The following is a 25,314-nucleotide window of genomic DNA, read 5'->3' as shown; positions in this document are numbered from 1 at the left end:
GTCGTTCCGCGTGGAATATTTCACGCTTGGCGAGGGGTATCAATGCCGCAAATGGTCTATGCCGGAATGCAAGTCATTTGGTTAAGCTCGCGGCGATGACAGCCGACACCCTCTGCAGAAGCCTTCTCCTGGCCGCGGCCTGCGGCCTCATGGCCGCTTGCGCCAGCACCTCCACCGGCGCCTGCGAAACGCCCTATGCGGCATCGCCGCAGTTCAATGGCTGCAGCTTTCAGAATCCGCCGAATCCGCAGGCCCTGCCCTCCGCGAGCCCCTGGAAGATCTGGTCGCGCTTCATCGCGGGCACCAAGAACGGCACCGTGCCGGTCGACCCGATTCCCGTGCGCGCCGTCACCACCGCGCAACTCGACGCCCTGGATCCGCAGGGCACACATGTGATCCGCCTCGGCCACTCCTCCCACCTGCTCAAGCTGCGCGGCAAGTACTGGCTGATCGACCCGGTGTTCAGCGAGCGCAGTTCGCCCTTCCAGTGGATCGGGCCCCGGCGCTTCCACCAGCCGCCGCTCACGCTCGAGCAGCTGCCGCCGATCGAGGGGCTGATCCTCTCGCACGACCACTACGACCACCTCGACGTGGCGACCATCGAGTACCTGGCGCAGCGCGTGCAGCGCTATTTCGTGCCACTGGGCGTGCGCGCTCGCGTGATCGAGATGGGCGTGCCGGCCGAGCGCGTGGCCGAGTTCGACTGGTGGCAGGCCGCGGAGCACGACGGCGTCGGCCTCACGGCGACGCCGGCGCAGCATTTCTCGGGCCGCACGCTGAACGACCGCAACAAGACGCTGTGGGCCTCCTGGGTCATCCAGAGCGGCGGCGAGCGCATCTTCTACAGCGGCGACTCGGGCTACTTCCCCGGCTTCAGGCAGATCGGCGAGCGCTTCGGCGGCTTCGACCTGGCCTTGATGGAAAACGGCGCCTACGACAGCTACTGGCCTTCGGTGCACATGACGCCCGAACAGAGCGTGCAGGCCTTCCAGGACCTGCGCGGCAAGATGCTCTACGTGGTGCACAACAGCACCTTCGACCTGGCCTTCCACACCTGGCGCGACCCGCTGGACCGCATTGCCGACCTCTCGCAGGCGAAGAAGATCGAGCTTGCGACGCCGGAGATCGGCGAGGTGCTGACGGTGGGACGGCCGCGCACGAACGTGCGCTGGTGGGAAAGCCTGAGGTAGGCCCCATCCCAAACCGTTCGTGCTTTGAGCTCGGCCTGTCCTGAGCCGGTCGAAGGTCGAAGCCGGTACCAGGCATCGACAAGCTCAGCCCGAACGGTTGTTGGCCCGCTCTCTCGCGCGCCGCACCTGCCGGCTCTGGCCCGCCTCCGCCGCGCGCCGCTCCCGCTCCCGGCGCGCATCGCGCCGGCGCTTGCCGAGCCAGCGCGCGAGCAGGAAGCTGCAGGCGCAGCTGATGACGAGAACGAAGATGCCGAGGGCGCCGAATTCCATGCTCAGAGCACCCGCACGATGCTCGTCGGCTTGAAGCCGAGATCGGCCGCCTTGCCCTTGCGCGCGCGGCTGGCGCGAGCGTTGTTGAGCGTGCGGATCTCCAGCGTCTCCTCGCGTTCCTTGCCGCCGCGGCCGATACCTTCGATCTTCACGCTGCGCGTGTAGGCCGCGGCGCCGGCGAGCGTGTCCTTGGCGTCGAGGTCGATCAGCATGAGCCCGCGGCCGCCCTTGGGCAGCGCCTTCATCTCGAGGATCTCGAAGGTCAGGATGCGTCCGCCCGTCGAGGCGCAGGCCACGTGCGTCGCCGGCGGCATCGGCTCGGCACCGCTCGCGCCGCCGACCAGCGAGGGCCGGGTGAGCTGCTCGCCCTCGCCCACGTCGACGAAGGCCTTGCCGCCGCGCTGGCGCGACATCATGTTCTCGACCGAGGCGATGAAGCCGTAGCCGCCCGTGTTGGCGAGCAGCAGCGCCGCCCCGGGCGGTCCCGCGAAGTAGTGCGCCACGTGCGTGCCGCTGTCGAGATCGATCAGCGTCGTGACCGGCTGGCCGTCGCCGCGCCCGCCCGGCAGCGAGGCCACGGGCACGGTGTAGACGCGCACGGTCTTGTCCTTGGCGGTGCCGAAGACCAGCAAGGTGTCGACCGAACGGCACTCGAAGGCGCCGTAGAGCGCATCGCCGGACTTGAAGCTGTACTCGGGTGCGGCCGCACCCGCGGCGCGCTCGCTGGCCCAGCCCTTCTGCGTGCGGACCCAGCCCTTCTGAGAGACGATCACCGTCACCGGCTCGTCGACCACGCGCACTTCGGCGACGGCGCGCTTCTCGGCCTGGATCAGCGTGCGGCGCGGGTCCTCGAAGCTCTTCGCGTCCTGCTCGATCTCCTTCACCAGCAGGCGGCGCAGCGCCGCCGGGCTCGCGAGGATGTCCTCGAGCTTCTTCTGCTCCTCGCGCAGGCCCTTGAGCTCCTGCTCGATCTTGATGGCCTCCAGCCGCGCCAATTGGCGCAGGCGGATCTCGAGGATGTCCTCGGCCTGCCGCTCGCTCAAATCGAAGCGCGCGATCAGCGCCGCTTTCGGATCCTCGGCCGCACGGATGATCGCGATCACCTCGTCGATGTTGAGCAGCACCAGCTGCCGGCCTTCGAGGATGTGGATGCGGTCCTGCACCTTGCCCAGGCGATGGCGCGAGCGCTTCTCGACCGTGATCTCGCGGAAGGCGATCCACTCGTTGAGCATCTGGCGCAGCGACTTCTGCGTCGGCTTGCCGTCGATGCCGACCATCGTGAGATTGATCGGCGAGGAGCTTTCGAGCGAGGTCTGCGCCAGCAGCGTGGTGATGAACTCCTCCTGGCTGATGCGCGAGGTCTTGGGCTCGAACACCAGGCGCACGGCCGCATCCTTGCTCGACTCGTCGCGCACCACGTCGAGCACCGAGAGCACGGCCGCCTTCAGCTGCGTCTGCTCGGCCGTGAGCGCCTTCTTGCCGGCACGGATCTTGGGATTGGTGAGCTCCTCGATCTCTTCCAGCACCTTCTGCGTACTCACGCCCGGCGGCAACTCGTTGACCACCAGCTGCCACTGGCCGCGTGCGAGCTCCTCGATCTTCCAGCGCGCGCGCACCTTGAGCGAGCCGCGGCCGGTGCGATAGGCCTCGGCGATGTCGGCCGCGCCGCTGATGATCTGCGCGCCGCCCGGATAGTCGGGGCCGGGCACCAGCGCGAACAGCTCTTCCTCGCTGAGCTTGCCGTTCGACTTGATCAGCGCCACGCAGGCGTCTGCGATCTCGCGCAGGTTGTGGCTCGGGATCTCGGTGGCCAGGCCGACCGCGATGCCGCTCGCGCCGTTGAGCAGCGTGAAGGGCAGCCGCGCGGGCAGCAGGCGCGGCTCCTCGGTCGAGCCGTCGTAGTTGGGGATGAAATCGACCGTGCCCTCGTCGATCTCGTCGAGCAGCAGGCTGGTGATGCGCGCCAGCCGCGCCTCCGTGTAGCGCATCGCCGCGGCGCCGTCGCCGTCGCGGCTGCCGAAGTTGCCCTGGCCGTCGACCAGCGGATAGCGCTGCGAGAAATCCTGCGCCATGCGCACCAGCGCGTCGTAGGCGGCCTGGTCGCTGTGCGGATGGAAGCGGCCCAGCACGTCGCCGACCACGCGCGCGCTCTTGACCGGCTTGGCACCGACAGTGCCGTTGGCGCCGCCGAAGCCCAGGCCCATGCGCGACATCGAATAAAGAATGCGCCGCTGCACCGGCTTCTGGCCGTCGCTGACGTCGGGCAGCGCGCGGCCCTTGACCACGCTGAGCGCGTATTCGAGGTAGGCGGTCTGCGCGTAGTCGGCCAGCGTGAGGGCGTTGTCGCCTTCGTCGGCAGGGCCTAGGAGATCGAGCGGGGGTTGGGAGTCCATGAAGAAAAGAGAGAAGAAAAAAGAGTTGCAGGCCGTCGCGCGCGAGCGCGCTCAGCCCAGTGTGAATGCCTCGTGCACCGCCGATTGCACGCTGCCGCCCAGCACCGCGCCGCCGCCCGCGACGTAGATCCAGTCGCCGATCACGGCCGCGCCCACCGCATGGCGCGGCGTGGGCATGGGCGCATGGCGCTGCCAGCTGTCGGCCACCGGATCGTAGCTTTCCATCTGGCCGAAGACCCTGGCCAGGCGCGGCACGCCGCCGGCCAGGAAGCCGCCCTCGCCGCCCATGGCATAGAGGCGGCCGCGATAGACCACCAGGCCATGGCCCGAGCGCGCGGTGGGCAGCGGCGCGCGCAACTCCCAGGTGTCGCGCGCCGGCAGGTAGACGTGGTGCAGTTCGGTGTTGTATTCGAAGGTGTTGAAGCGCCCGCCGATCACGTGGATCTGGCCGTTGTGCGCAATGCAGCCCACATGGTCGCGCGCGCCGGGCAGCGGTTTGCGCGAGGACCAGCGGTCGGCCTGGGGGTCGTAGACCTCGTGCCAGCCCACGCTGGCGCGTTCGGCCGCGGGCTCGGACGCGCCGCCGATCAGGTGGATGGCGCCACCCTGCACCACAGCGGCCGCGGCGCCTCGCGGGCGCGGCAGCGGCGCGATGGCGGTCCAGCGGTTGGCCGCGATCTCATAGACGTAGGCGTTGGCGTCCGAGCTCCGGTTCTGCTCGACGAAGCCCCCGAGGGCATAGACGCGCCCGCCCTCGGCCGCCACCGCGACGTGGTTGGCGCCGCGCGGCAGCGGCGCGCCGTCGAGCCAGCGGTCGGCGGCCGGATCGTAGATGTGGTGGTAGTCGCGGTTGACCGCGCCTTCGCCGTAGCCCCCGACCACGTGCATGCGGCCTTGCGCGGCCGTGGCCCAGGCCATCTCGCTGCGCGGGATCGGCAGGGCCGCGCGCGGCACCCAGCGGCCCGGCGCGCCGGCCGGCGCCGGGCTGTCGGTGACGCGCTGTGCCTCTTGCTCCGGCGTCATGTGGTGCGGCACGCCGCCCTGCAGCCTGGCGTAGGGTTCGGCCGAGGACGGGGCCACGGGCAGATGGTGCTGCGCGCGCGCCGCACCGGTCGTGGCGGCCAGCGCGGTGGCGAGAACGAAGTTTCGGCGCTGCATCGAGCTTCAGGACAGGGCGGGATCGAGCCGCAGCCCCTGCGGCGGCTCGGGCAGCGAAGGCATCGCGGGCACGCCCCGCGAATCCGGCGGCATGTTGCCGCGGCCCAGCGCACCGCCGCGCGGCGGCGCAAGTTCCATGCGCACGCGCCCCGGCGCCTTGCCGCCGCGGCCTGCGGCCGCCGAAGGCTTGAGATAGGCGTAGAGCTGCAGCACCGTTTTCACGTAGTTCTGTGTCTCGCGGTAGTTCGGTATCTTGTTGCCGGCGCGCTGCACCGCGCCCTCGCCCGCGTTGTAGGCCGCAAGCGCGAGCTCGATGTCGCCGGGGAACATCTCGATCAGGTCGCTCAGGTAGCGCGAGCCGGCAGCGATGTTGATGCGCGGGTCGAACAGCTTCTTCTCGAGCGAGCCGCGCTTGTCGGCCTGCACGCCGTAGCGCTGCGCGGTGGCCGGCATCAATTGCATGAGGCCGAGCGCGCCCTTGGGCGACACGGCCTGCGCATCGAAGCCCGACTCGGTGGCGATCAGGGCCTGCAGCAGTTCGTAGTCGATCGCATGGCGCCTGGCGGCTTCGCGCAACGCTCCCTGCGCGGGCTTGTAGCTGGGCGAGGCCTCGAACAGCGCGAGCAGGGTCTGCGAGGCGCGCGGCACCTTGCCGTCGACCTTGCCGGCGCGTCCGCGCAAAAGCGGACCGATGCCGTCCGCCGTGTCGAAGCTCTGGCCGCCGCGGAAGAACAGCTGGTAGCGCTCGTCGAGCTTTTCGGGCGCGAAATGCGCGACGCCCCGCTCGTCGACGTAGCCAAAGATGTCGGCCGCGTGCGCGAGCGGCTGCGTCATCGACAGCAGCAGGGCCAGCAGCAATGGGAGGAAACGGCCAAGGGTGCGCATGGGGGTCAGAGACGCATTTTCGGCGCGAACGCCTACTGCGTCACGCGCTCAAACATCGACCTCGACATCGTCGGCCCGCAGCTCCATCAACTCGCGTCGCGCCGCGGCCTCGCCCTTGCCCATCAGCTTGGTGATCTCGCCCTGCGTGCCCGAGACGTCGAAGCGGCCCAGGCGCACCTGCAGCAGTCGCCGCGTGTCGGGGTTGAGGGTCGTCTCCCACAGCTGCTCGGCGCTCATTTCGCCCAGGCCCTTGAAGCGGCTGATGCTCCAGGCGCCTTCGCGCACGCCGTCCTTGCGCAGCTTGTCGAGGATGGCCACCAGTTCGCCCTCGTCGAGCGCGTAGACCTTCGAGGCCGGCTTCTTGCCGCGCGCCGGCGCGTCGACGCGGAAGAGCGGCGGCTTGGCGACATACACGTGACCGGTTTCGATCAGTTTCGGGAAATGGCGGAAGAACAGCGTCAGGAGCAGCACCTGGATGTGCGAGCCGTCGACGTCGGCATCGCTCAGGATGCAGACCTTGCCGTAGCGCAGGCCCGACATGTCGGGCGTGTCCTCGGGGCCGTGCGGATCGATGCCGATCGCGACCGAGATGTCATGGATTTCGGTGTTGGCGAAGAGGCGGTCGCGCTCCACTTCCCAGGTGTTGAGCACCTTGCCGCGCAGCGGCAGGATGGCCTGGCTTTCCTTGTCGCGACCCATCTTGGCGCTGCCGCCGGCCGAATCGCCCTCGACCAGGAACACCTCGTTGTGGGCGATGTCCTTGCTCTCGCAGTCGGTCAGCTTGCCGGGCAGCACGGCCACGCCCGAACCCTTGCGCTTCTCGACCTTCTGGCCGGCCTTCTGGCGTGTCTGCGCGGCCTTGATGGCCAGCTCGGCGAGCTTCCTGCCGTAATCGACGTGCTGGTTGAGCCACAGCTCCAGCGCCGGCCGCACGAAGCTGGACACCAGCCGCACGGCGTCGCGCGAATTGAGCCGCTCCTTGATCTGGCCCTGGAACTGCGGATCGAGCACTTTGGCCGAGAGCACGTACGAGGCGCGCGCGAACACGTCCTCCGGCAGCAGCTTCACGCCCTTGGGCAGCAGCGAATGCAGTTCGATGAAGCTCTTGACCGCGTTGAACAGGCCGTCGCGCAGACCGCTCTCATGCGTGCCGCCGGCGCTGGTGGGAATGAGGTTGACGTAGCTCTCACGCACCGGCTGGCCTTCCTCGGTGAAGGCGACGCACCACTCGGCGCCCTCGCCCTCGGCGAAGTTGTCGGCGTTCTTGTCGGCATGGCCCGCGCCTTCGAACAGCGGGATCACCGGGTCGCCGTTGAGCTCCTGCATCAGGTAGTCGCGCAGACCGCCCTTGTAGAGCCACTGCTGCGTTTCCTTGGTCTTCTCGACCACCAGCGTGACGGTGACGCCCGGCATCAGCACGGCCTTGCTGCGCAGCAGATGGGTCAGCTCATGGATCGGAAGCTGGGGCGATTCGAAGTACTTGGCGTCCGGCCAGGCGCGCACCGTGGTGCCCTGCTTGCGGTCGCCGCCGTCGTTGGCGCGCACCACCAGCGGCTCGATCACGTCGCCGCCGGAGAACGCGAGCTGCGCTGCCTTGCCTTCGCGAAAGGACTGGACCTCGAGCCGCTTCGACAGCGCATTGGTCACCGACACGCCCACGCCGTGCAGGCCGCCCGAGAAGCTGTAGGCACCGCCCGAGCCCTTGTCGAACTTGCCGCCCGCGTGCAGCCGGGTGAACACCAGTTCGACCACCGGCGCCTTTTCTTCAGGATGCAGGCCGAAGGGGATGCCGCGGCCATCGTCCTCGACGCTGACCGAGCCGTCCGCGTGCAGCGTGACCTTGATCTTCTTGCCGTAGCCCGCGAGCGCCTCGTCGGCGGCGTTGTCCAGCACTTCCTGGATGATGTGCAGCGGGTTGTCCGTGCGGGTGTACATGCCCGGTCGCTGCTTGACGGGCTCGAGGCCCTTGAGAACGCGGATCGAGCCTTCCGAATAGGCCGGGGGAGTCTTGCTTAGGGTCGCCATGGGGGCGGATTGTATGCGTGGCCCGGCGAAAACCCTGTATGGACATACAGAAGCCCTCTGATGCCGCCGCCGCATCAGCGCGGCCCGAAAATATCAACAATCCCCGTCGCCGCCGTGCCATGCGGCTGCTCCGGCTTTGGATACATTGCCTGGAATGAATTCCACCCTCAAGCCGCTGTCGCTCAAGCAAGTCCTGTTTTGCGGCGCCATGATCGTCACCCTCTCCATGGGCATCCGCCACGGCTTCGGCCTCTGGCTGCAGCCGATCACGCAGGAACAGGGCTGGTCGCGCCAAGGCTTCTCGCTCGCGATCGCGATCCAGAACCTGTCCTGGGGCGTCATCGGCGTCTTCGCCGGCATGCTGGCCGACAAGCTGGGCGCCTTTCGCGTGCTGGTGATGGGCGCGGTGTTCTACGCCCTGGGCCTCGCGGGCATGGCGCTCTCGCCCACGCCGCTGCTCTTCGCGCTGACGGCCGGCGTGCTGATCGGCGCCGCGCAGGCTGGCACCACCTACGCCGTGATCTACGGCGTGATCGGCCGCCAGATTCCGGTGGAGCGGCGCTCCTGGGCCATGGGGGTGGCCGCCGCGGCCGGCTCCTTCGGGCAGTTCCTCATGGTGCCGGTCGAGGGCCACCTGATCGCGGGCTTCGGCTGGCACACGGCCCTGCTGGTGCTGGCGCTCATGGTGCTCCTGATCGTGCCGCTCGCTTTCGGCCTGCGCGAGCCGCGTGTCGGCCACGCAGCCGTCGCGCACCGCGACCAGACCATCCTGCAGGCGGTGCACGAGGCCTTCAAGTACCAGAGCTTCGTGCTGCTGATGGCGGGCTATTTCGTCTGCGGCTTCCAGTTGGCGTTCGTCGGCGTGCACATGCCGAGCTACCTGCGCGACAAGGGGCTGTCGCCCGAGGTGGCGAGCTATGCGCTGGCGCTGGTCGGCCTGTTCAATGTCTTCGGCACCTACGTCGCAGGCTCGCTCGGGGCCCGGCTGGCCAAGCGCAAGCTGCTGGCCGCCATCTACTTCAGCCGTGCGGCGGCGATCGCGATCTTCCTGCTGACGCCGATCACGCCGCTCACGGTGTACGTGTTCGCGAGCGTGATGGGCTTCCTGTGGTTGTCGACCGTGCCGCTGACCAGCGGCATCGTGGCCCAGATCTTCGGCGTGGCGCACCTGTCGATGCTGGGCGGCTTCGTGTTCCTGAGCCACCAGGTCGGCTCCTTCCTCGGCGTCTGGCTCGGCGGCTATCTCTACGACAGCACCGGCAGCTACGACATCGTCTGGTACCTCGCAATCGCGCTCGGCGTGTTCGCGGCGCTGGTCAACCTGCCGGTCAAGGAAGGCGCGATCGCGCGCCCGGTTCCGCAGCCGGCCTGAGATCCTTCGCCATGCGCCCCAACACACGCCATCACCTCGTGCAAGCCGGCTGGCTGGGCGCGGCGGTGCTGGCGCTGCTGGGCGTGTTCGCGCTTTACACGCGCCCCGGCTTCCTCGTGACGCTGGTGGACCAGATCTGGGCCTGCTTCTGAGCCACGACCTCCCGCCCTCCCCCTGGATCGTGCGCTGGTCGCACCTGCTGGCGCCCGGCGCCGCCGTGCTCGACGTGGCCTGCGGCGCGGGGCGGCACATGCGCTGGTTCGCCGAGCGCGGGCATCCGGTGACGGGCGTGGACCGGTCGCCGGAAGCCATCGCTTCGGCGGCCGAGTTCGGGCAGGCTGTGCTGGCCGACATCGAGTCCGGGCCCTGGCCCCTTGGCGGCCGGGTATTCGGGGCGGTGATCGTCACCAACTACCTCTGGCGGCCGCGCCTGCCCGACATCGTCGCCGCGGTCGCGCCCGGCGGCGTGCTGCTCTACGAAACCTTCGCCGCGGGCAACGAGACCGTGGGCAAGCCCTCGCGGCCCGATTTCCTGCTGCAGCCGGGCGAACTGCTCGGCGCCTGCGCGGGCCTGCGGGTCGTGGCTTACGAGGATGGCTTCCTGGCACAGCCGGAGCGCTTCATGCAGCGGATCGCGGCCGTCCGGCCCGCCATCCACTCGCCCGGAACGCCGCCGCGCCACCCGCTCCGAGGACCCGCCGCCAGTTAGTAGAATGTCTGCTTTTCGTCCACCGACAAAAGAGACCCCCTTGGAGCAACTGACAGGCAGCATCGTCGCGCTCGTCACGCCGATGCATGACGACGGCAGTGTCGACTATCCCGCCCTGCGCCGGCTGATCGACTGGCACATCGACGAAGGCACCGATTGCCTCGGCGTGGTCGGCACCACCGGCGAGTCGCCGACGGTCGACGTCGAGGAGCATTGCGAGATCATCCGCGTCGCGGTCGAACAGGCCAAGGGCCGCGTTCCCGTGATGGCCGGCTGCGGCGCCAATTCCACCAAGGAAGCGATCGAACTCGCCAGGTTCGCCAAGGGCGTGGGCGCCGACTCGCAATTGCAGGTGGTGCCCTACTACAACAAGCCGACGCAGGAAGGCCAGTACCTGCACTTCAAGGCGATCGCCGAGGCCGTGGGCGATCTGCCCATCGTGCTCTACAACGTGCCCGGCCGCACGGTGGCCGATATAGCGCACGACACCGTGCTGCGCCTGGCGCAGGTGCCCGGCATCGTCGGCATCAAGGAAGCCACCGGCAACATCGAACGCGCGCAGTGGCTGATCCGCGATCTGCCGAAGAATTTCGCGGTCTATTCGGGCGACGATCCGACCGCCGTCGCGCTGATGCTGTGCGGCGGCCAGGGCAACATCAGCGTCACGGCCAACGTGGCGCCGCGCAAGATGCACGAGCTTTGCATGGCCGCGATCGCCGGCGACACCCGGCGCGCGATGCAGATCCAGTTCGAGCTGATGCCGCTGCATCGCCATCTGTTCGTCGAACCGAATCCGATCCCGGTCAAGTGGGCCATGGCCCGGCTCGGCCTGTGCGGCGGTGCACTGCGCCTGCCGCTCACCGAGCTCGCCGAAGCGAGCCGTCCGGTGGTCGAGTCCGCGCTGCGCGCCAGCGGCTTGCTCAAGGACTGATTCCATCCGCACCGCCCTTCGCGAACGCCGGCAACCTTTTGCGCAGCCGGCGCTCTGACACAGCGGGACGCTGCTGCCCATCGATTGAGCTAAACATTCCACAAGGAAGACGACGTTGAAAACCATTTCGCGATTCGCACTGCTGGCCCTGATCGCCAGCCTCGCCGCCTGCTCGGTCCTCGAGAGCGACAAGATCGATTACAAGAGCGCCGGCAAGGCACCCACGCTCGAAGTGCCGCCCGATCTCACGCAGCTCTCGCGCGAGAACCGCTACGCGGTGCCCGGCGGCGCGGTGACGGCCAGCGGCTACCAGGCCGGCATTGCCAACGCGCCCAGCATCCCGACGGCCGTCGGCAACATCGGCGACGTTCGCATGGAGCGCTCGGGTTCGCAGCGCTGGATCGTCGTCAACCGCTCGCCCGACCAGCTCTGGGAGCCGGTGCGCGACTTCTGGCAGGAGAACGGCTTCCTGCTCACCACCGATCAGCGCAACCTCGGCATCATGGAGACCGACTGGGCCGAGAACCGTGCCAAGCTGCCGCAGGACGTCATCCGCGGCACGCTCGGCAAGCTGGTCGATTCGGTCTATTCCACCGGCGAACTCGATCGCTTCCGCACCCGCCTCGAGCGCACGCCCAACGGCACCGAGATCTTCGTGAGCCACCGCGGCATGGAAGAGGTCTACAACACCGCGCGCAAGGACCAGACGGTCTGGCAGCCGCGCGCCACCGACCCCGAGCTCGAAACCGAATTCCTGCGCCGCCTGATGGTGAAGCTGGGCGTTTCGCAGGAGCAGTCGAAGCTGCTCGCCGCGACCAGCGCACCCGCGCGCACCGCCAGCGTCGCCAACGTCGGTGGCCAGCCGGTGGTGCAGATCAACGAGAACTTCGAGCGGGCATGGCGCCGAGTCGGCCTCGCGCTGGACCGCACCGGCTTCACGGTCGAAGACCGCGACCGCAGCGCCGGCACCTACTTCGTGCGCTACGTGGCGCCCAACCCGGACAAGAAGGAGCCCGGCTTCTTCGGCAAGCTGTTCAGCAGCTCGGGCAAGGCCGAGGCGCCGCTCAAGTACCGCATCATGGTCAAGGGCCAGGGCGATGCCAGCACGGTGGCGGTACTCAACGAAAGCGGCGCGCCCGAAACCTCGGCGAATGCACAACGCATCGTGCAGGTCATCGCGGACGACCTGAAGTAGGTCTTCTCGAATGCTGCGCTTCCGCAGTCTGGGCAGCGGCAGCACGGGCAATGCCACGCTGGTCGAGGCGACGAGCGGCGGCCGCACATCGAGGCTCCTGATCGACTGCGGCTTCGGGCTGCGGCAGCTCGACGCGCGGCTGGCACGCGCAGGCCTCGCGGCCTGCGACATCGACGCGGTCTTCGTCACGCACGAGCATGGCGACCACATCGGCTGCGCACACGCGCTGTCGCGCCGCGAGCGGCTGCAGGTCTGGATGAGCGAGGGCACCTGGCTCGCCACCGGCGGGCGCGATTTCGAAGGCCGCCTGGGTCTGGCGCGCGACGGCGCTGACATCGAAGTCGGCGACATCGTGGTCCAGCCCTTCACCGTTCCGCACGATGCCCGTGAGCCGCTGCAGCTGCGCTGCACCGATGGCGCACGCAGCCTCGGCGTGCTGACCGACCTCGGGCACGCGACACCGCACGTGCTGGCCCGCTTGATGGGGCTCGACGCGCTGCTGATCGAGTTCAATCACGACAGCGACATGCTGGCCGGCTCGGCCTATCCGCCCTTCCTGAAGCTGCGCGTCGGCGGCAACTACGGCCACTTGTCCAACGCCGCCGCGGCGGCCATTGCGCGTGCCGTGCATCACGGCGGACTGCGCCACGTGCTGGCAGCCCACCTCAGCGAACAGAACAACCGGCCCGAGATCGTGCGGCGCGCGATGGCCGAGGCACTCGGCGCCGGCGAGGACGAGATGCTGACGGCGAACGCCGCAGAGGGCTCGCCCTGGCTCGATCTCTAGGCAATGAAAAAGGCCGCCCGAAGGCGGCCTTTGAGCATCTGTGCTGCAGCCTTACTGCTTGGGTGCTTCCTCTTTCTTCTTGGCCGCTTCGGTGGCGGCATTGGCCGCATCGAGTGCCGACTGCGAGCCGGGCGACGGTGCAGGCGTCGTGGCCGACGTATCGGGCGCAGCAGGTGCTGCTGCCGGTGGAGGCGGAGGTGCGGGTGCCGGCGTGACGGAGGCAGGCGGCGGGGTGACGACGGCCGGCGCGGATTCCTGCTTCTTGCCGCAAGCAGTCAATGCAGCAGCGGCGATCAGCGAGGCGAGCAGGACGGACTTTCTCATTACATGACTCCTTTGGATGAAGGTCTCGAAAGAAAAATTCTAGACCTGCACCTTCGCAGGAAGATGTCTGGCGCCGCGATTCGCGGCATTGGCTTACAAGCCCAGCGTGGAAGCCGGAAAGGCCGGTCGCGCATGCCGCAGGCACTCGTCGATTCTTTCGCGCAAGGCGCGCCGGCCCGCGGGCTCGCGGCCGCAGACACCGCGGCTGCGCTCGACATCGATGCGGTTCAGACACCAGGACGGCGTCCAGATGCCGCTCGGCACCTGCGGCAGGCCCGGCCCCTCGCAGGCCCGGCAGTCGACAATGTGGCTCCACATGCGGCGCCAGTGCACGAAGCGTGCATGCTCGCGCTCGAACACGTCGAAGCGCTGCGCCAGCAGCACGAAGCTGCGCCCGTTGGCCGACCAGGCCTGCAGCGCATCGGCGATGGCGCGCTCGCCCAGCGGCCAATCGCCGAAGCCGGGGTCGGAGAGGACGATCTCGCGCCAGTTCTGTTGCACAGCAGCAGCGAGCGCCGCATGCAGATGGGCCTGAAAGGCATGACGGCCATCGAAGGGCCCCTCGGGCAAGGACGTGGTGTCGACTTCTTCATTCGGCATGCAGCCACCCCGCTTCGCACCAGTCGCCCAGGAGCGCCAGCGCACCTTCGCTCGCGCCTCGGAGATCGCGCGGACCGAGCGCGCGCTGATCGGCCAAAAGGCGCATCAACTTCGCATCGCGGCCCGAGGCGCGAAAGCTTTCGCCGTTGATGTAGAGATGCCGCGCGTCGTAGAGCATACGCGTGCGGCGGTCGAGCGCAACGCCGGCGAGCGCCGACGGCAACTCGCCCTGGTCGAACCAGACTGTGGGCTTGGGCTCGGTCATCGATTCGCCCAGCGCACGATCGATCGCGTCGGGGTTGCGCAAGGCGGCCAACACCGCATCGCGCGCAAAGGCTTGCAGGGCGGGCGGTATCGCCGCCGGCGCCTCCACCGCAGGCTGCGTGGGATCGCGGTAATGAAGCGCCGTCTTCGTCGGCGCATCCTCCAGCGCCTCGGCCTGCGCCTCCGCGATGCGCGCGAGCAGGTCGACGCCGAGCGGGGCGGCGGCCGGCGCGCGCAGTCCGATCGAATAGGTCATGCAGTCGCCGCCGACCGCGACACCCTCGTGCGCGTAGCGCGGCGGCAGATAGAGCATGTCGCCGGCTTCGAGCACGAAGCTCTGCTCGGGCTCGAACTGCGCCAGGATCTTGAGCGGCACCTCGGGCTGCAGGCGCAGATCGCGCTGCTTGCCGATGGACCAGCGGCGCTGTCCCTGGGCCTGCAGCAAGAACACGTCGTAGCTGTCGAAATGCGCGCCGACGCCGCCACCGTCGCTCGCATAGCTGATCATCAGGTCATCGAGCCGCGCGTCGGGAACGAAACGGAACTGCTGCAACAATGCATGAACGCCCTGGTGATGCAGATCGACGCCCTGCACCAGCAGTGTCCAGTCAGGCTGCTTCAGCGATGGCAGCGCCCTGCGCGGCAAGGGGCCATGCCGCAGGGTCCAGCCGGCCTTGCCGTGGCGAATGAGCCGCGTCTCGACCTCCTCGCGTTCGGCCAGCGCGAACAGCGCCTGGCGCTCGATCGGTGGCTCCATGGCGGGCACGGCCTGGCGCACGAGCAGCGGTTTCTTCTGCCAGTGACGGCGCATGAATTGCGAAGCGCTGAGGCCGCCGAGCAAAGGCAACGATCGATGAATCTCCATGGGAGAATTCTGCAATGGAAATCTCTGAACAATGCGTGGTCGGCCTGACCTGGACGCTGAAAGACACCCTGGGCGAGGTGCTCGACGTGCTCGACGATCCGGTCGAATTCCTGGTCGGTGGCGACGATCTTTTCGATGCGATCGAGGCCGCCCTGCTCGGCCACGGGCCCGGCGCTCGGGTGCTGCTCCAGCTCGAACCTGAACAGGCCTTCGGCGACTTCAACGACCAGCTGCTCTTCCTCGAGCCGCGCGCCCTCTTTCCTGAAGGCACGGAAGAAGGCATGACCTTCGACGGCGCCGCCTTGCCCGCGGGCGTGAATCATGACATGCCCAAGAACGCGATCTACACCGTGAGCGAGATCTACCCCGAGCACCTGGTGCTCGACGGCAACCATCCGCTCGCAGGTATCGCGATCCGGCTCGACATCACGGTGAAGTCGGTGCGCGAAGCCACCGAAGAAGAAATCGGCCGGGGCACGGCGGGCACAGGTTTCTTCAAGGTGCCGCCGATGGCGCCGGGCAACGACCTGCTGCACTAACAACAAGGGACACAAGGACAAAAAAAGCCGGGCATGCCCGGCTTTTTCTTTTGTGCACTGCGCGCTCAGAAGCGCGAGATCTGGCCGCCGTCGATGCGCACGCGGTCGCCGACGCGCAGGTCGCCCGGGCTCGGCACATCGAAGGAACGGTAGGCACCGTTGTCGGTCTGGATCGAGACGCGGTAGCTTTCGTAGACGCGCGGCGCGTTGCGGTTGGCTTCGATGCTGTTGCCCAGCAGCGCACCGCCGACCACGCCCAGCGCAGTCGCCGCCGCGCGGCCGCTGCCATGACCGAACTGATTGCCGACCACGCCGCCGAGGACGCCGCCGGCCACCGCACCGCCGCCGGTGGTGCCGGTGCCTGCGGTCTGGCTGCGCAGCACCTCGATATTGGCCACATGGCCATATTCCACATAGGGCGACTGGGCCACCGGCTGAACCGGCTGGTACGGATAGCGCGAGGTCTGATAGACCGGCGCCGGCGCCACGCAGGCGGTCAGGGTTGCGAGCGCAAGAACGGATGCAGTGACGGAAACAAGGCGGATTGAAATCTTCATGGTGTAGTGCTCCTCGAAACAGGTCTGGCGCGATGCGCGCTCCGCATGTGTCCTAACGCATCGCGCTCTTGCGCGATGACCGTGCACACATGTTGAAACCTTCGATGCCAAAACCGCATCCCCGGTTCCATTCTTTACCTGTGGGAGCGAGCCTACAGCCTCTCGCCTCAATGCTTGCCGGTCGAGCCGTAGCCGCCTTCGCCGCGCTCGCTGGGCGGGAATTCCGACACCACCCGGAACTGCGCCTGCACCACCGGCACGATCACCAGTTGGGCCAGCCGTTCCATCGGCTGCAGCACGAAGGCGGTGTCGCTGCGGTTCCAGGCGCTGACCTTCAGCTCGCCTTGGTAGTCGCTGTCGATCAGCCCGACGAGATTGCCGAGCACGATGCCATGCTTGTGGCCCAGGCCCGAGCGCGGCAGGATCAGCGCGGCGTAGCCGGGATCGGCCAGGTGGACCGCAATGCCGGTGCCCACCAGTTGCCAGGCGTTCGGTTCCAGCGTGATGGGCGCGTCGAGGCAGGCGCGCAGGTCCAGCCCGGCGCTGCCGGAGGTTGCATAGGCAGGCAACTGGTCCTGCATGCGGGGATCGAGGATTCGAAGGTCGACTTTCACTTACTTGCCACGCCTTTTTTGCTGCTGATGTTCTTGCTGTTTCCTGGCCGCTGCCTCGACCCATTGCTTCCAGTTCTCCATGCCGGGAGGGAGCGCCAGGCGCCGCAGCTTGTGCGCCAGCCAGAGGCCAATCGCAAACACCACCGCGACCACGCCCAAGGGCACGTCGAGCGACAACAGCACGAGCAGGATCAGGACCCAGACGATGCCCAGCACCTTGATCATCTTGCGCACCACGTCGCCGCTGCCCGCCGCCGGGCGCACCTCGCCATTCGACTGGGCGCTGCGCCGCGCGGCAGAGGCCGCATCCGCGATCGCGTTGTGCGGCTCGGAGGACGGCGTCATGCCGACGTCCAGACCGTGCTCGCCGTTCTGGTTCTCGCTTCTGGGCAATGCCGCCTGCGCGGTCAGCCGCTCCACGTAGCTCGCGAAGTCGCCATCAGGCGGCGTGTTCCATTGGGGATTCATCGCTAGCTCCTTGCCGGCAGGCGTGCCGCGATTTCGGCCACCAGGTCGCGCGCCAGCGCGAGCTTGGGCGCACGCGGCAACTCGCGCACGCCCTTGGCGTCGACCAGCAGCAGGCTGTTGTGGTCCTGCCCGAAGGTCAGCGGGCCGATATTGCCGACCAGGAGCGGAATACCCTTGCGTTCGCGCTTGGCCTTCGCGTGCTCGGCCAGGTTTTCGCTTTCGGCCGCGAAACCCACGCAGAACAGCCGGCCGGCCTTGGCGCGCTCGCCTTGCGCGACGGTGAGCAGGATGTCGTCGTTCTCGACGAAATGGAGCGCCGGCGGCTGGCCGCTGCCGTCTTTCTTGATCTTGTGCTTGCTGTGGGATGCCGGCCGCCAATCGGCCACCGCGGCCGTTGCGACGAAGACCGCCGCATCCTGCGTGGCACGCAGGGTCGCGTCGAGCATCTCCTTGGCCGAGATCACGTCGACGCGGCCGACGCCGCGCGGCGTGGGCAGGTGCACCGGGCCGGCCACCAGGGTGACTTCGGCGCCCGCCTCGCGCGCCGCGCGCGCGATGGCAAAGCCCATCTTGCCCGACGAGTGGTTGGTGATGCCGCGGATCGGATCGAGCGCCTCGAAGGTCGGGCCGGCCGTGACGACCACGCGCCGGCCGGCCAGCACCTTGGGCTGGAACTGCGCCACGATCTCCTCGAGAAGTTGCTCGGCCTCGAGCATGCGGCCGTCGCCGGTCTCGCCGCAGGCCTGCCAGCCGTTGCCGACACCCAGCACCCGAGCGCCGTCGGCGTCGACCTGGCGCAAGTTGCGCTGCGTGGCCGGATGAACCCACATCTCGCGATTCATGGCCGGCGCGATCAGGAGCGGCACGCGCTCGGCCGGACGCGCGAGGCAGAGCAGGCTCAGCAGTTCGTCGGAACGCCCCTGCACCAGGCGGGCAATGAAATCGGCACTCGCAGGCGCCAGCACGATCGCATCGGCCTCGCGGCTCAGGTTGATGTGCGGCATGTTGTTGGCCTCGCGCCCGTCCCACTGCGAGGTGTAGACCGGCCGGCCGGACAGCGCCTGCATGGTCACCGGGGTGATGAACTGCGTGGCAGCCTCGGTCATCACCACCTGCACGGTGGCGCCGGCCTTGACGAGCAGCCTGCAAAGTTCGGCCGACTTGTAGCAGGCGATGCCACCGGTCAGGCCCAGAACGATGTGTTTTCCTGCGAGGTCTTGCATGGCCGGCAGTGTATCTGTGGCGGCCCTACGGCGGCCAGGGCAAGAGGCCCCACCTATAATCCCCATTTCCCACTGCCCGGACCTGCAAGTTCGGAACTGGCATGACCAAATTCGTCTTCGTCACCGGTGGTGTGGTGTCTTCCCTGGGCAAGGGAATCGCCTCCGCCTCGCTCGCCGCGATCCTCGAATCGCGCGGCCTCAAAGTCACCCTCATCAAGCTGGACCCCTACATCAACGTCGACCCCGGCACGATGTCGCCCTTCCAGCACGGCGAGGTCTTCGTCACCGACGACGGCGCCGAAACCGACCTCGATCTCGGCCACTACGAGCGCTTCGTCACCACGCGCATGCGCAAGGCCAACAACTTCACCACCGGCCAGATCTACAAGTCGGTGCTCGAGAAGGAGCGCCGCGGCGACTATCTCGGCAAGACGGTGCAGGTGATTCCGCACATCACCAACGAGATCCAGGAATACATCAAGCGCGGCGCCGGCCTCGGCACGCCGCACGAGGTGGACGTGGCGATCGTCGAGATCGGCGGCACCGTCGGCGACATCGAATCGCTGCCCTTCCTCGAAGCGGTGCGCCAGATGAGCCTGCGCATGGGCCCCAACAACTCGGCCTTCGTGCACCTGAGCTACGTGCCCTGGATCGCCGCCGCCGGCGAACTCAAGACCAAGCCCACCCAGCACACCGCCAAGGAACTGCGCGCCATCGGCATCCAGGCCGATGCCCTGCTGTGCCGCGCCGACCGGCCCATTCCGGACGACGAACGCGCCAAGATCTCGCTGTTCTCCAACGTGCCCGAATGGGGCGTGATCTCGATGTGGGACGTGGACACCATCTACAAGGTGCCGCGCATGCTGCACGAACAAGGCCTGGACGGGCTGATCTGCGACAAGCTGCGCATCAACACGCCGCCGGCCAAGCTCAAGCGCTGGGACGACCTGGTCTACGAGGTCGAGCATCCGCAGAAGGAAGTGACGATCGCGATGGTCGGCAAGTACGTCGACCTCTCCGACAGCTACAAGTCGCTCAACGAAGCGCTGCGCCATGCCGGCATGAAGAATCATGCGCGCGTGAAGATCGACTACGTCGACTCGGAAACCATCTCCCCGCAGGACGTGGCCCGGCTCGCCAAGTACGACGCGATCCTGGTGCCGGGCGGCTTCGGCCAGCGCGGCGTCGAGGGCAAAATCTCGGCGGCGCGTTTTGCCCGCGAAACGAAGGTGCCGTACCTCGGCATCTGCCTGGGCATGCAGGTCGCGACCATCGAGTACGCCCGCAACGTCGCCGGGCTCAAGAACGCCAACAGCACCGAGTTCGATCCCGAAACCTCCTGCCCCGTGATCGCGCTGATCACCGAGTGGAAGGACAACGACGGCACTATCAAGCTGCGCGACGAGAAGTCCGACCTCGGCGGCACCATGCGCCTGGGCGCCCAAAGCTCCGACGTGGCCGCGGGCACGCTGGCCCACAGCATCTACGGCGACGTGGTGACCGAGCGCCACCGCCACCGCTACGAGGCCAACGTCAACTACCTCGACGAGCTGCGCCGCGCCGGCCTGGTGATCTCGGCGCTCACCCAGCGCGAGCATCTGACCGAGATCGTCGAGCTGCCGCAGGACGTGCACCCGTGGTTCATGGGCGTGCAGTTCCACCCCGAATTCAAGTCCACGCCGTGGAGCGGCCATCCCTTGTTCAACGCCTTCATCAAGGCGGCGCTGGAACACCAGGGCGCGGACAAGAAAGCACTGAAGGTCGTGGCATGAAACTCTGCGGATTCGACATCGGGCTCGACAAGCCCTTCTTCCTGATCGCCGGCCCCTGTGTCGTCGAGTCCGAGCAATTGCAGATGGACACTGCCGGCACGCTGAAGGAAATCACCTCCGCGCTCGGCATCCCCTTCATCTTCAAGAGCAGCTTCGACAAGGCCAACCGCTCCTCGGGCACCAGCTTCCGCGGCCCGGGCCGCGACAAGGGCCTGGAGATCCTGGCCAAGGTCAAGCGCGAGCTGGGCCTGCCGGTCTTGACCGACGTGCACACCGAAGAAGACATCGCGGCCGCTGCACAGGTGGTCGACGTGCTGCAGACGCCCGCCTTCCTGTGCCGCCAGACCGACTTCATCCGCGCCGCGGCGCAGTCGGGCAAGCCGGTCAACATCAAGAAGGGCCAGTTCCTCGCGCCGCACGACATGAAGAACGTGATCGACAAGGCGCGCGCGGCGGCCAAGGAAAAGGGGCTGCCCGAAGACAGTTTCATGGCCTGCGAGCGCGGCGCCAGCTTCGGCTACAACAACCTGGTGTCAGACATGCGCTCGCTCGCGATCATGCGCGAGACCGGCGCGCCGGTGGTGTTCGATGCCACGCACTCGGTGCAGCTGCCCGGCGGCCAGGGCACGAGCTCGGGCGGCCAGCGCGAGATGGTGCCGGTGCTGTCGCGCGCCGCGGTCGCCGTGGGCGTGGCCGGCCTCTTCATGGAGACGCACCCCGATCCTGCCAAGGCACTGAGCGACGGGCCGAATGCCGTGCCGCTCAAGCACATGAAGGCGCTGCTCGAGACGCTGCTGGCGCTCGACGGCGTTACCAAGAAAAACGCATTCCTGGAGAACACATTTCAGTCATGAGCGCATACATCATTGCGAATGTCGAGGTCACGAATCCGACGCAATATGAGGAGTACAAGAAGCTGTCCTCCAAAGCCATGCAGGTCTACGGCGCAGAAGTCTGCGTGCGCGGCGGCAAGGTCGAAGTGCTCGAGGGCGATTGGAATCCGCAACGCCTCGTCGTGCTCAAGTTCCCGAGCGTCGAGGCCGCGAAGAAGTTCAGCGAGTCGCCTGAATACGGAGAAGCTCGCGCGTCTCGCCAAGGTGCGGCGGTCATGCGAATGATCGTTGTCGAAGGTCTGTGATTCGAATTTTTGAGAAAGAGAAAAGATGAGTGCAATCGTTGACATCGTCGGGCGCGAAATTCTCGACAGCCGCGGCAACCCCACCGTCGAATGCGACGTGCTGCTCGAATCGGGCACCATGGGCCGCGCGGCGGTTCCCTCCGGTGCTTCGACCGGCTCGCGCGAGGCGATCGAGCTGCGCGACGGCGACAAGAGCCGCTACCTGGGCAAGGGCGTGCTCAAGGCGGTGGAGAACATCAACACCGAGATCTCCGAGGCCGTGCTGGGCCTGGACGCGAGCGAACAGGCCTTCCTGGACCGCACGCTGAACGACCTCGACGGCACCGACAACAAGGCCCGCCTGGGCGCCAACGCGACCCTGGCCGTGTCGATGGCCGTGGCCCGCGCCGCGGCCGAAGAATCGGGCCTGCCGCTGTACCGCTACTTCGGCGGCATGGGCGGCATGCAGCTGCCGGTGCCGATGATGAACGTCATCAACGGCGGCGCGCACGCCAACAACAGCCTGGACCTGCAGGAGTTCATGATCATCCCCGTGGGCGCGACCAGCTTCCGCGAAGCGGTGCGCTACGGCGCCGAGGTGTTCCATGCGCTCAAGAAGATCCTGGGCGACCGCGGTATCAGCACCGCCGTGGGCGACGAAGGCGGTTTCGCGCCGAGCGTCGAAAACCATGAAGCCGCGATCCAGCTGATCCTGGAGGCGATCGACAAGGCCGGCTACACGGCAGGCACGCAGATCGCACTGGGCCTGGACTGCGCGGCCAGCGAGTTCTACAAGGACGGCCACTACGTTCTCTCCGGCGAGAACCTCACGCTGTCGGCCGGCAACTGGATCGACATGCTCGCGACCTGGGTCGACAAGTACCCGATCATCAGCATCGAAGACGGCATGCACGAAGGCGACTGGGACGGCTGGAAGATGCTGACCGAACGCCTCGGCAAGCGCGTGCAGCTGGTGGGTGACGACCTGTTCGTGACCAACACCAAGATCCTGCAGGAAGGCATCGACAAGGGCATCGCCAACTCGATCCTGATCAAGATCAACCAGATCGGCACCCTGACCGAGACCTTCGCCGCGATCGAGATGGCCAAGCGCGCCGGCTACACCGCCGTGATCAGCCACCGCTCGGGCGAAACCGAAGACTCGACCATCGCAGACATCGCGGTCGGCACCAACGCCGGCCAGATCAAGACCGGCTCGCTGTCGCGTTCGGACCGCATCGCCAAGTACAACCAGCTGCTGCGCATCGAGGAAGACCTCGGCGACGTCGCCAGCTACCCCGGCCGCGGCGCCTTCTACAACCTGCGCTAGCCCTGCGACCGAGACGCCATGCGTTCACGCATCGTCCCGATCATCCTGGTCCTGTTGCTGCTGATCCTCCAGTGGCAGCTCTGGACCGGGCGCGGGAGCGTGCGCGACGTGGTCCAGCTCAAGGACAAGCTGGCCGAGCAGAAGGAGTCCAATGCGCGAGCGGCCGTGACCAACGACCGGCTCAACTCCGAGGTCAACGACTTGAAGGAAGGGCTCGAGATGGTCGAGGAGCGCGCGCGGCAGGAGCTCGGCATGGTCAAGCCCAACGAAGTGTTCGTGCAGATCACGCGCTGAATGCCATGACGCCTGCGCTGCCGGCCGGCTGCGTGATCGCGCTGCTGGGCGCTGATGACGGCGGCAATACCCAGCTCGCCGAGGCGCTCGCGCAACGGCTTGCGCAGCGCGGCATCGCCGCCACGCTCGTGGCCGACCCCTTGCCCGAACACGCGTTCGATGCAACCGCGCTCGAGGCGTATCGCGGCCATGCCCTCATCCTGCTCATCGCCCCGGCCTCGCCGACGCCGATCGACGAGATGCTGCGCAAGGCGCTGATGGACGCGAACCTGAGCTTTGCGGTGGTGCACGGCGAAGGCGCGGAGCAACTGGCCAACGCATGGAATGCGATCAACGCCGCCGCAGATCCCGACGCCCGCCGAAGTGCCGCGCGGGGAGCGGCAGCTGCATGGTCCTGGGCCTGCGACAAGTGCTCCGACCCCGCGTGCGAACACCGGCTGTTCAGCGATCTCGTTGCGAAGCGCTCGTAAAGGAACCGAACGAATGCATCTCAGACTCCGTGCGGCCGCCCTGCTGTGGGCCCTGCTGTCTTCCGCGGCAGTTTCGGCCGCGCCAATCCAGGCGACGATCGACAACGAGACCCACGCGACCGCCTGCGCCGAAGAAGACAACGTTTCGCTGAACCTGAGCGGAAAGAACATCCGCATATTCCGCGTCGAGGCGCTGCCACCCGTGTACCTGGCATCCATCGACAAAGACATCACTGCGCCGGATTTTTCGGGCTGCAACTTCGATGGCAGCACGCATCCCACGGACCCGCGCCACACCTTCAAGGAGCGCCGCGAAGTGCTGCACGACGGGCCGCGCTGGATGGTCGTCGGCATGACGCTGCCCAGCTTCTGGCGGCCGCACCGCGTGCCGGTGCGCGTCGACGGACGCAAGACCGCAGGCGGGTTCCACATGATCCAGGTCTTCGCGAAGACCGGCGCCAAGCCGCTCGAAGCGCTGGTGATGTACCCCGCCGACGGCTACTGGCGCATCAAGCCGCTGCCGGCACCGCGCTTCGGCGACGGTGTCTACGGTTCGTCCTTCGTGATGGGGCCGGTCGAGCAGGCCGGGCGTCCGGTCGCGAACATCACCGACATTGCCATCGACACGCAGCCGCTCCGGTTCAAGCTGAAGTTCGCGAACGGTGGCTCAGCGACTGTTGATGTCCAGGAGATCAGCGCGTCGCGCACCGCGCTCGGCGTCGCCATGAAGCCGGGGCGCCGGCACGGTCCCCGATTCGCGGTCCTGCGCTCGATGTACGTCGCGCCCGACAACGCCGACATGAGCGAGGTGTCGTGGCGAACCACACCGCAAGCCGCCACCGAGACCAAGCCGCTGCCGGAAGTGTCCACGCTGCAGGCGGCGGAAGTGCGCTTCGGCCGCAGCCTCCCTTCGCGCCACAACACGAGCGCGCCGGACATCCGCTTCAGCGGCTTCGAGCGATCTACTGCATCACCGGGCTCGCCGGCAGCTGGTCGCCCGGCGCGGTGAACAGCTGCGCGACATCGACCGCATCGAAGCGGTACTGCTTGCCGCAGAAGTCGCAGCCGACCTCGATATCGCCGCGCTCGACGAGGATGCCCTCGGCCTCCTCCACACCCAGCCCGCGGATCATCTGGGCCACGCGCTCGCGGCCGCAGGTGCATGCGAAATGCGGCCCCAACATGCCGCTCTGCGGCTCGAAGCGCAGCAGCTTCTCTTCCCAGAAGAGGCGGCGCAGGATGGTCTCGACGTCGAGCGTGAGCAGCTCGTCGCGCGTCAAGGTGGAGGCGAGGATCGAGATGCGGTTGTAGTCCTCGTTGTGGCCGATCTGGTCCTCGTTGGCTTGGTTGCGATCGCCGGCGGCCGTACCTTCGAGGTTGGCCTCGCCCTTCACCGGCAGGCGCTGGATCAGGAGGCCGGCCGCCACCTTGTCGTCGGCCGCGAGCACCAGCGTGGTGTCGAGCTGTTCGCTTTGCAGCATGTAGTGCTGCAGAACCTCGCTCAGGCGGCCGAGCTTCTCGCCGCTGTCGCCGTGAAGCGGCACCACGCCCTGATAGGGCTGCTGGCCCGGCAGCTTGTCCTTGGGGTCGAGCGTGATCGCGCAACGGCCCTTGTTGCTGACATTGACCATCTCGGGCAGATGCGCATCGGACGCGAGCTCGCCCACCACCTTGGCGGTGGCGCGCAGGCTCAGGTCGGGTTTGACCTCGGCGACAGCGACCTTGACCGGGCCGTCGCCAAAGATCTGCAGGATCAGCGCACCGTTGAACTTGATGTTGGCCTGCATCAGCGTGGCCGCCGCCGTCATCTCGCCGAGCAGTTCGGCCACCGGGGTCGGATAGGCGCCGGTACTCGTGTTGGAGGCGCGCCGCGCCAGGATTTCCTGCCAGGCTTCCGTCAGGCGAACGATCATGCCGCGCACCGGCATGCCGTCGAACAGGAACTTGTGCAACTCGCTCAAG

Annotated in this window: 28 protein-coding genes; 15 read left to right on the top strand and 13 right to left on the bottom strand. The window is 67.6% G+C overall.

The window, feature by feature from the left end:
- The first annotated feature begins 95 nt into the window (after nt 1-95).
- The gene (locus BLS74_RS02215; RefSeq protein WP_093102593.1) at nt 96-1,190 is read left to right on the top strand and encodes an MBL fold metallo-hydrolase; all 1,095 of its coding nucleotides are present in this window, start codon (nt 96-98) and stop codon (nt 1,188-1,190) included.
- An 84-nt stretch (nt 1,191-1,274) separates the two neighbouring features.
- Here BLS74_RS02215 and BLS74_RS02210 read toward each other — a convergent pair whose 3' ends face one another.
- The 5 genes from BLS74_RS02210 to BLS74_RS02190 are packed head-to-tail and all read right to left on the bottom strand — an operon-like array spanning nt 1,275 to nt 7,921.
- Nucleotides 1,275-1,460: a hypothetical protein gene (locus tag BLS74_RS02210; RefSeq protein ID WP_093102591.1), complete on the bottom strand. Its 186-nt coding sequence runs from the start codon at nt 1,458-1,460 to the stop codon at nt 1,275-1,277.
- A 2-nt stretch (nt 1,461-1,462) separates the two neighbouring features.
- On the bottom strand, nt 1,463-3,853 hold the full coding sequence (gene parC, locus BLS74_RS02205; RefSeq protein ID WP_093102589.1) for a DNA topoisomerase IV subunit A: 2,391 nt from the start codon (nt 3,851-3,853) through the stop codon (nt 1,463-1,465).
- 51 nt (nt 3,854-3,904) lie between these two features.
- Nucleotides 3,905-5,011 carry a Kelch repeat-containing protein gene (locus BLS74_RS02200; RefSeq protein WP_093102588.1) on the bottom strand — a complete coding sequence of 369 codons (1,107 nt, stop codon included), beginning with the start codon at nt 5,009-5,011 and terminating at the stop codon, nt 3,905-3,907.
- A 6-nt stretch (nt 5,012-5,017) separates the two neighbouring features.
- Entirely contained in the window at nt 5,018-5,896 is an 879-nt protein-coding gene (locus tag BLS74_RS02195) for a lytic transglycosylase domain-containing protein (protein ID WP_093102586.1), read from the bottom strand.
- 48 nt (nt 5,897-5,944) lie between these two features.
- On the bottom strand, nt 5,945-7,921 hold the full coding sequence (locus tag BLS74_RS02190; protein WP_093102584.1) for a DNA topoisomerase IV subunit B: 1,977 nt from the start codon (nt 7,919-7,921) through the stop codon (nt 5,945-5,947).
- A gap of 154 nt (nt 7,922-8,075) precedes the next feature.
- Between BLS74_RS02190 and BLS74_RS02185 the strand changes: the two genes are divergently transcribed.
- From BLS74_RS02185 to BLS74_RS02165, 6 genes are all read left to right on the top strand, one after another.
- Nucleotides 8,076-9,293, top strand: a complete 1,218-nt coding sequence (locus BLS74_RS02185; RefSeq protein WP_093102582.1) for an MFS transporter — start codon at nt 8,076-8,078, stop codon at nt 9,291-9,293.
- A gap of 11 nt (nt 9,294-9,304) precedes the next feature.
- Nucleotides 9,305-9,445, top strand: a complete 141-nt coding sequence (locus BLS74_RS34250) for a hypothetical protein (protein ID WP_170855468.1) — start codon at nt 9,305-9,307, stop codon at nt 9,443-9,445.
- Nucleotides 9,446-9,474: 29 nt separating this feature from the next.
- A complete protein-coding gene (locus BLS74_RS02180) occupies nt 9,475-10,002 on the top strand; it encodes a class I SAM-dependent methyltransferase (protein WP_244503714.1) in 528 nt (175 codons plus the stop codon).
- 40 nt (nt 10,003-10,042) lie between these two features.
- Nucleotides 10,043-10,933 carry a 4-hydroxy-tetrahydrodipicolinate synthase gene (dapA, locus tag BLS74_RS02175; RefSeq protein ID WP_280142596.1) on the top strand — a complete coding sequence of 297 codons (891 nt, stop codon included), beginning with the start codon at nt 10,043-10,045 and terminating at the stop codon, nt 10,931-10,933.
- A 115-nt stretch (nt 10,934-11,048) separates the two neighbouring features.
- Complete coding sequence (gene bamC, locus BLS74_RS02170) at nt 11,049-12,128, top strand: outer membrane protein assembly factor BamC (protein ID WP_093102577.1); 1,080 nt, start codon at nt 11,049-11,051, stop codon at nt 12,126-12,128.
- Nucleotides 12,129-12,138: 10 nt separating this feature from the next.
- On the top strand, nt 12,139-12,915 hold the full coding sequence (locus BLS74_RS02165) for an MBL fold metallo-hydrolase (protein WP_093102575.1): 777 nt from the start codon (nt 12,139-12,141) through the stop codon (nt 12,913-12,915).
- Between the two features lie 51 nt (nt 12,916-12,966).
- Here BLS74_RS02165 and BLS74_RS02160 read toward each other — a convergent pair whose 3' ends face one another.
- The 3 genes from BLS74_RS02160 to BLS74_RS02150 form a co-directional block, all read right to left on the bottom strand.
- On the bottom strand, nt 12,967-13,239 hold the full coding sequence (locus BLS74_RS02160) for a hypothetical protein (RefSeq protein WP_093102573.1): 273 nt from the start codon (nt 13,237-13,239) through the stop codon (nt 12,967-12,969).
- A 93-nt stretch (nt 13,240-13,332) separates the two neighbouring features.
- Nucleotides 13,333-13,839: a hypothetical protein gene (locus BLS74_RS02155; protein ID WP_093102571.1), complete on the bottom strand. Its 507-nt coding sequence runs from the start codon at nt 13,837-13,839 to the stop codon at nt 13,333-13,335.
- On the bottom strand, nt 13,829-14,968 hold the full coding sequence (locus BLS74_RS02150; RefSeq protein WP_093102569.1) for a cupin domain-containing protein: 1,140 nt from the start codon (nt 14,966-14,968) through the stop codon (nt 13,829-13,831). Before BLS74_RS02150 ends, BLS74_RS02155 begins: the two co-directional genes overlap by 11 nt.
- A gap of 14 nt (nt 14,969-14,982) precedes the next feature.
- Here BLS74_RS02150 and BLS74_RS02145 point away from each other — a divergent pair, with 14 nt between their 5' ends.
- Nucleotides 14,983-15,507 (top strand): FKBP-type peptidyl-prolyl cis-trans isomerase, encoded by a 525-nt coding sequence (locus tag BLS74_RS02145; RefSeq protein WP_093102567.1) that lies wholly within the window; start codon nt 14,983-14,985, stop codon nt 15,505-15,507.
- A gap of 65 nt (nt 15,508-15,572) precedes the next feature.
- Here the strand turns inward: BLS74_RS02145 and BLS74_RS02140 are convergent, their stop codons facing one another.
- The 4 genes from BLS74_RS02140 to coaBC all read right to left on the bottom strand — a co-directional run bounded on the left by BLS74_RS02140 (nt 15,573) and on the right by coaBC (nt 18,369).
- Nucleotides 15,573-16,064, bottom strand: a complete 492-nt coding sequence (locus tag BLS74_RS02140; RefSeq protein ID WP_093102566.1) for an outer membrane lipoprotein — start codon at nt 16,062-16,064, stop codon at nt 15,573-15,575.
- Between the two features lie 167 nt (nt 16,065-16,231).
- Nucleotides 16,232-16,678 carry a dUTP diphosphatase gene (gene dut / locus BLS74_RS02135; protein ID WP_093102564.1) on the bottom strand — a complete coding sequence of 149 codons (447 nt, stop codon included), beginning with the start codon at nt 16,676-16,678 and terminating at the stop codon, nt 16,232-16,234.
- Nucleotides 16,679-17,146 carry a hypothetical protein gene (locus BLS74_RS02130; RefSeq protein WP_093102562.1) on the bottom strand — a complete coding sequence of 156 codons (468 nt, stop codon included), beginning with the start codon at nt 17,144-17,146 and terminating at the stop codon, nt 16,679-16,681.
- A gap of 2 nt (nt 17,147-17,148) precedes the next feature.
- A complete protein-coding gene (gene coaBC / locus BLS74_RS02125) occupies nt 17,149-18,369 on the bottom strand; it encodes a bifunctional phosphopantothenoylcysteine decarboxylase/phosphopantothenate--cysteine ligase CoaBC (RefSeq protein ID WP_093102560.1) in 1,221 nt (406 codons plus the stop codon).
- Between the two features lie 101 nt (nt 18,370-18,470).
- On the opposite strand from coaBC, the gene BLS74_RS02120 reads away from it, so the two are divergent.
- From BLS74_RS02120 to BLS74_RS02090, 7 genes are read left to right on the top strand one after another with little or no spacing between them, the layout of a single operon-like run.
- On the top strand, nt 18,471-20,141 hold the full coding sequence (locus tag BLS74_RS02120; RefSeq protein WP_093102558.1) for a CTP synthase: 1,671 nt from the start codon (nt 18,471-18,473) through the stop codon (nt 20,139-20,141).
- Nucleotides 20,138-20,995 (top strand): 3-deoxy-8-phosphooctulonate synthase, encoded by an 858-nt coding sequence (kdsA, locus tag BLS74_RS02115; protein WP_093102556.1) that lies wholly within the window; start codon nt 20,138-20,140, stop codon nt 20,993-20,995. The genes BLS74_RS02120 and kdsA overlap by 4 nt, the downstream gene beginning before the upstream one ends.
- Nucleotides 20,992-21,279 carry a DUF1330 domain-containing protein gene (locus BLS74_RS02110; RefSeq protein WP_093102554.1) on the top strand — a complete coding sequence of 96 codons (288 nt, stop codon included), beginning with the start codon at nt 20,992-20,994 and terminating at the stop codon, nt 21,277-21,279. The genes kdsA and BLS74_RS02110 overlap by 4 nt, the downstream gene beginning before the upstream one ends.
- Before the next feature lie 25 nt (nt 21,280-21,304).
- Entirely contained in the window at nt 21,305-22,588 is a 1,284-nt protein-coding gene (gene eno, locus BLS74_RS02105; RefSeq protein WP_093102552.1) for a phosphopyruvate hydratase, read from the top strand.
- Nucleotides 22,589-22,606: 18 nt separating this feature from the next.
- Nucleotides 22,607-22,882, top strand: coding sequence for a cell division protein FtsB (gene ftsB / locus BLS74_RS02100; protein WP_093102551.1), 276 nt, complete (start codon nt 22,607-22,609; stop codon nt 22,880-22,882).
- Between the two features lie 5 nt (nt 22,883-22,887).
- Nucleotides 22,888-23,352, top strand: coding sequence for a beta/alpha barrel domain-containing protein (locus BLS74_RS02095; RefSeq protein WP_093102549.1), 465 nt, complete (start codon nt 22,888-22,890; stop codon nt 23,350-23,352).
- A gap of 13 nt (nt 23,353-23,365) precedes the next feature.
- Nucleotides 23,366-24,361 (top strand): hypothetical protein, encoded by a 996-nt coding sequence (locus BLS74_RS02090; protein WP_093102547.1) that lies wholly within the window; start codon nt 23,366-23,368, stop codon nt 24,359-24,361.
- Here the strand turns inward: BLS74_RS02090 and BLS74_RS02085 are convergent.
- A complete protein-coding gene (locus tag BLS74_RS02085; protein WP_093102545.1) occupies nt 24,315-25,313 on the bottom strand; it encodes an Hsp33 family molecular chaperone HslO in 999 nt (332 codons plus the stop codon). The genes BLS74_RS02090 and BLS74_RS02085 overlap by 47 nt on opposite strands.
- Between the last annotated feature and the right edge of the window lies 1 nt (nt 25,314).

It is taken from the genome of Variovorax sp. CF079 (assembly GCF_900101545.1).
Classification (GTDB): domain Bacteria; phylum Pseudomonadota; class Gammaproteobacteria; order Burkholderiales; family Burkholderiaceae_C; genus Variovorax.
The sequence above is the reverse complement of the archived record's forward strand: the minus strand, read 5'-3'. Positions and strand labels throughout refer to the sequence as shown.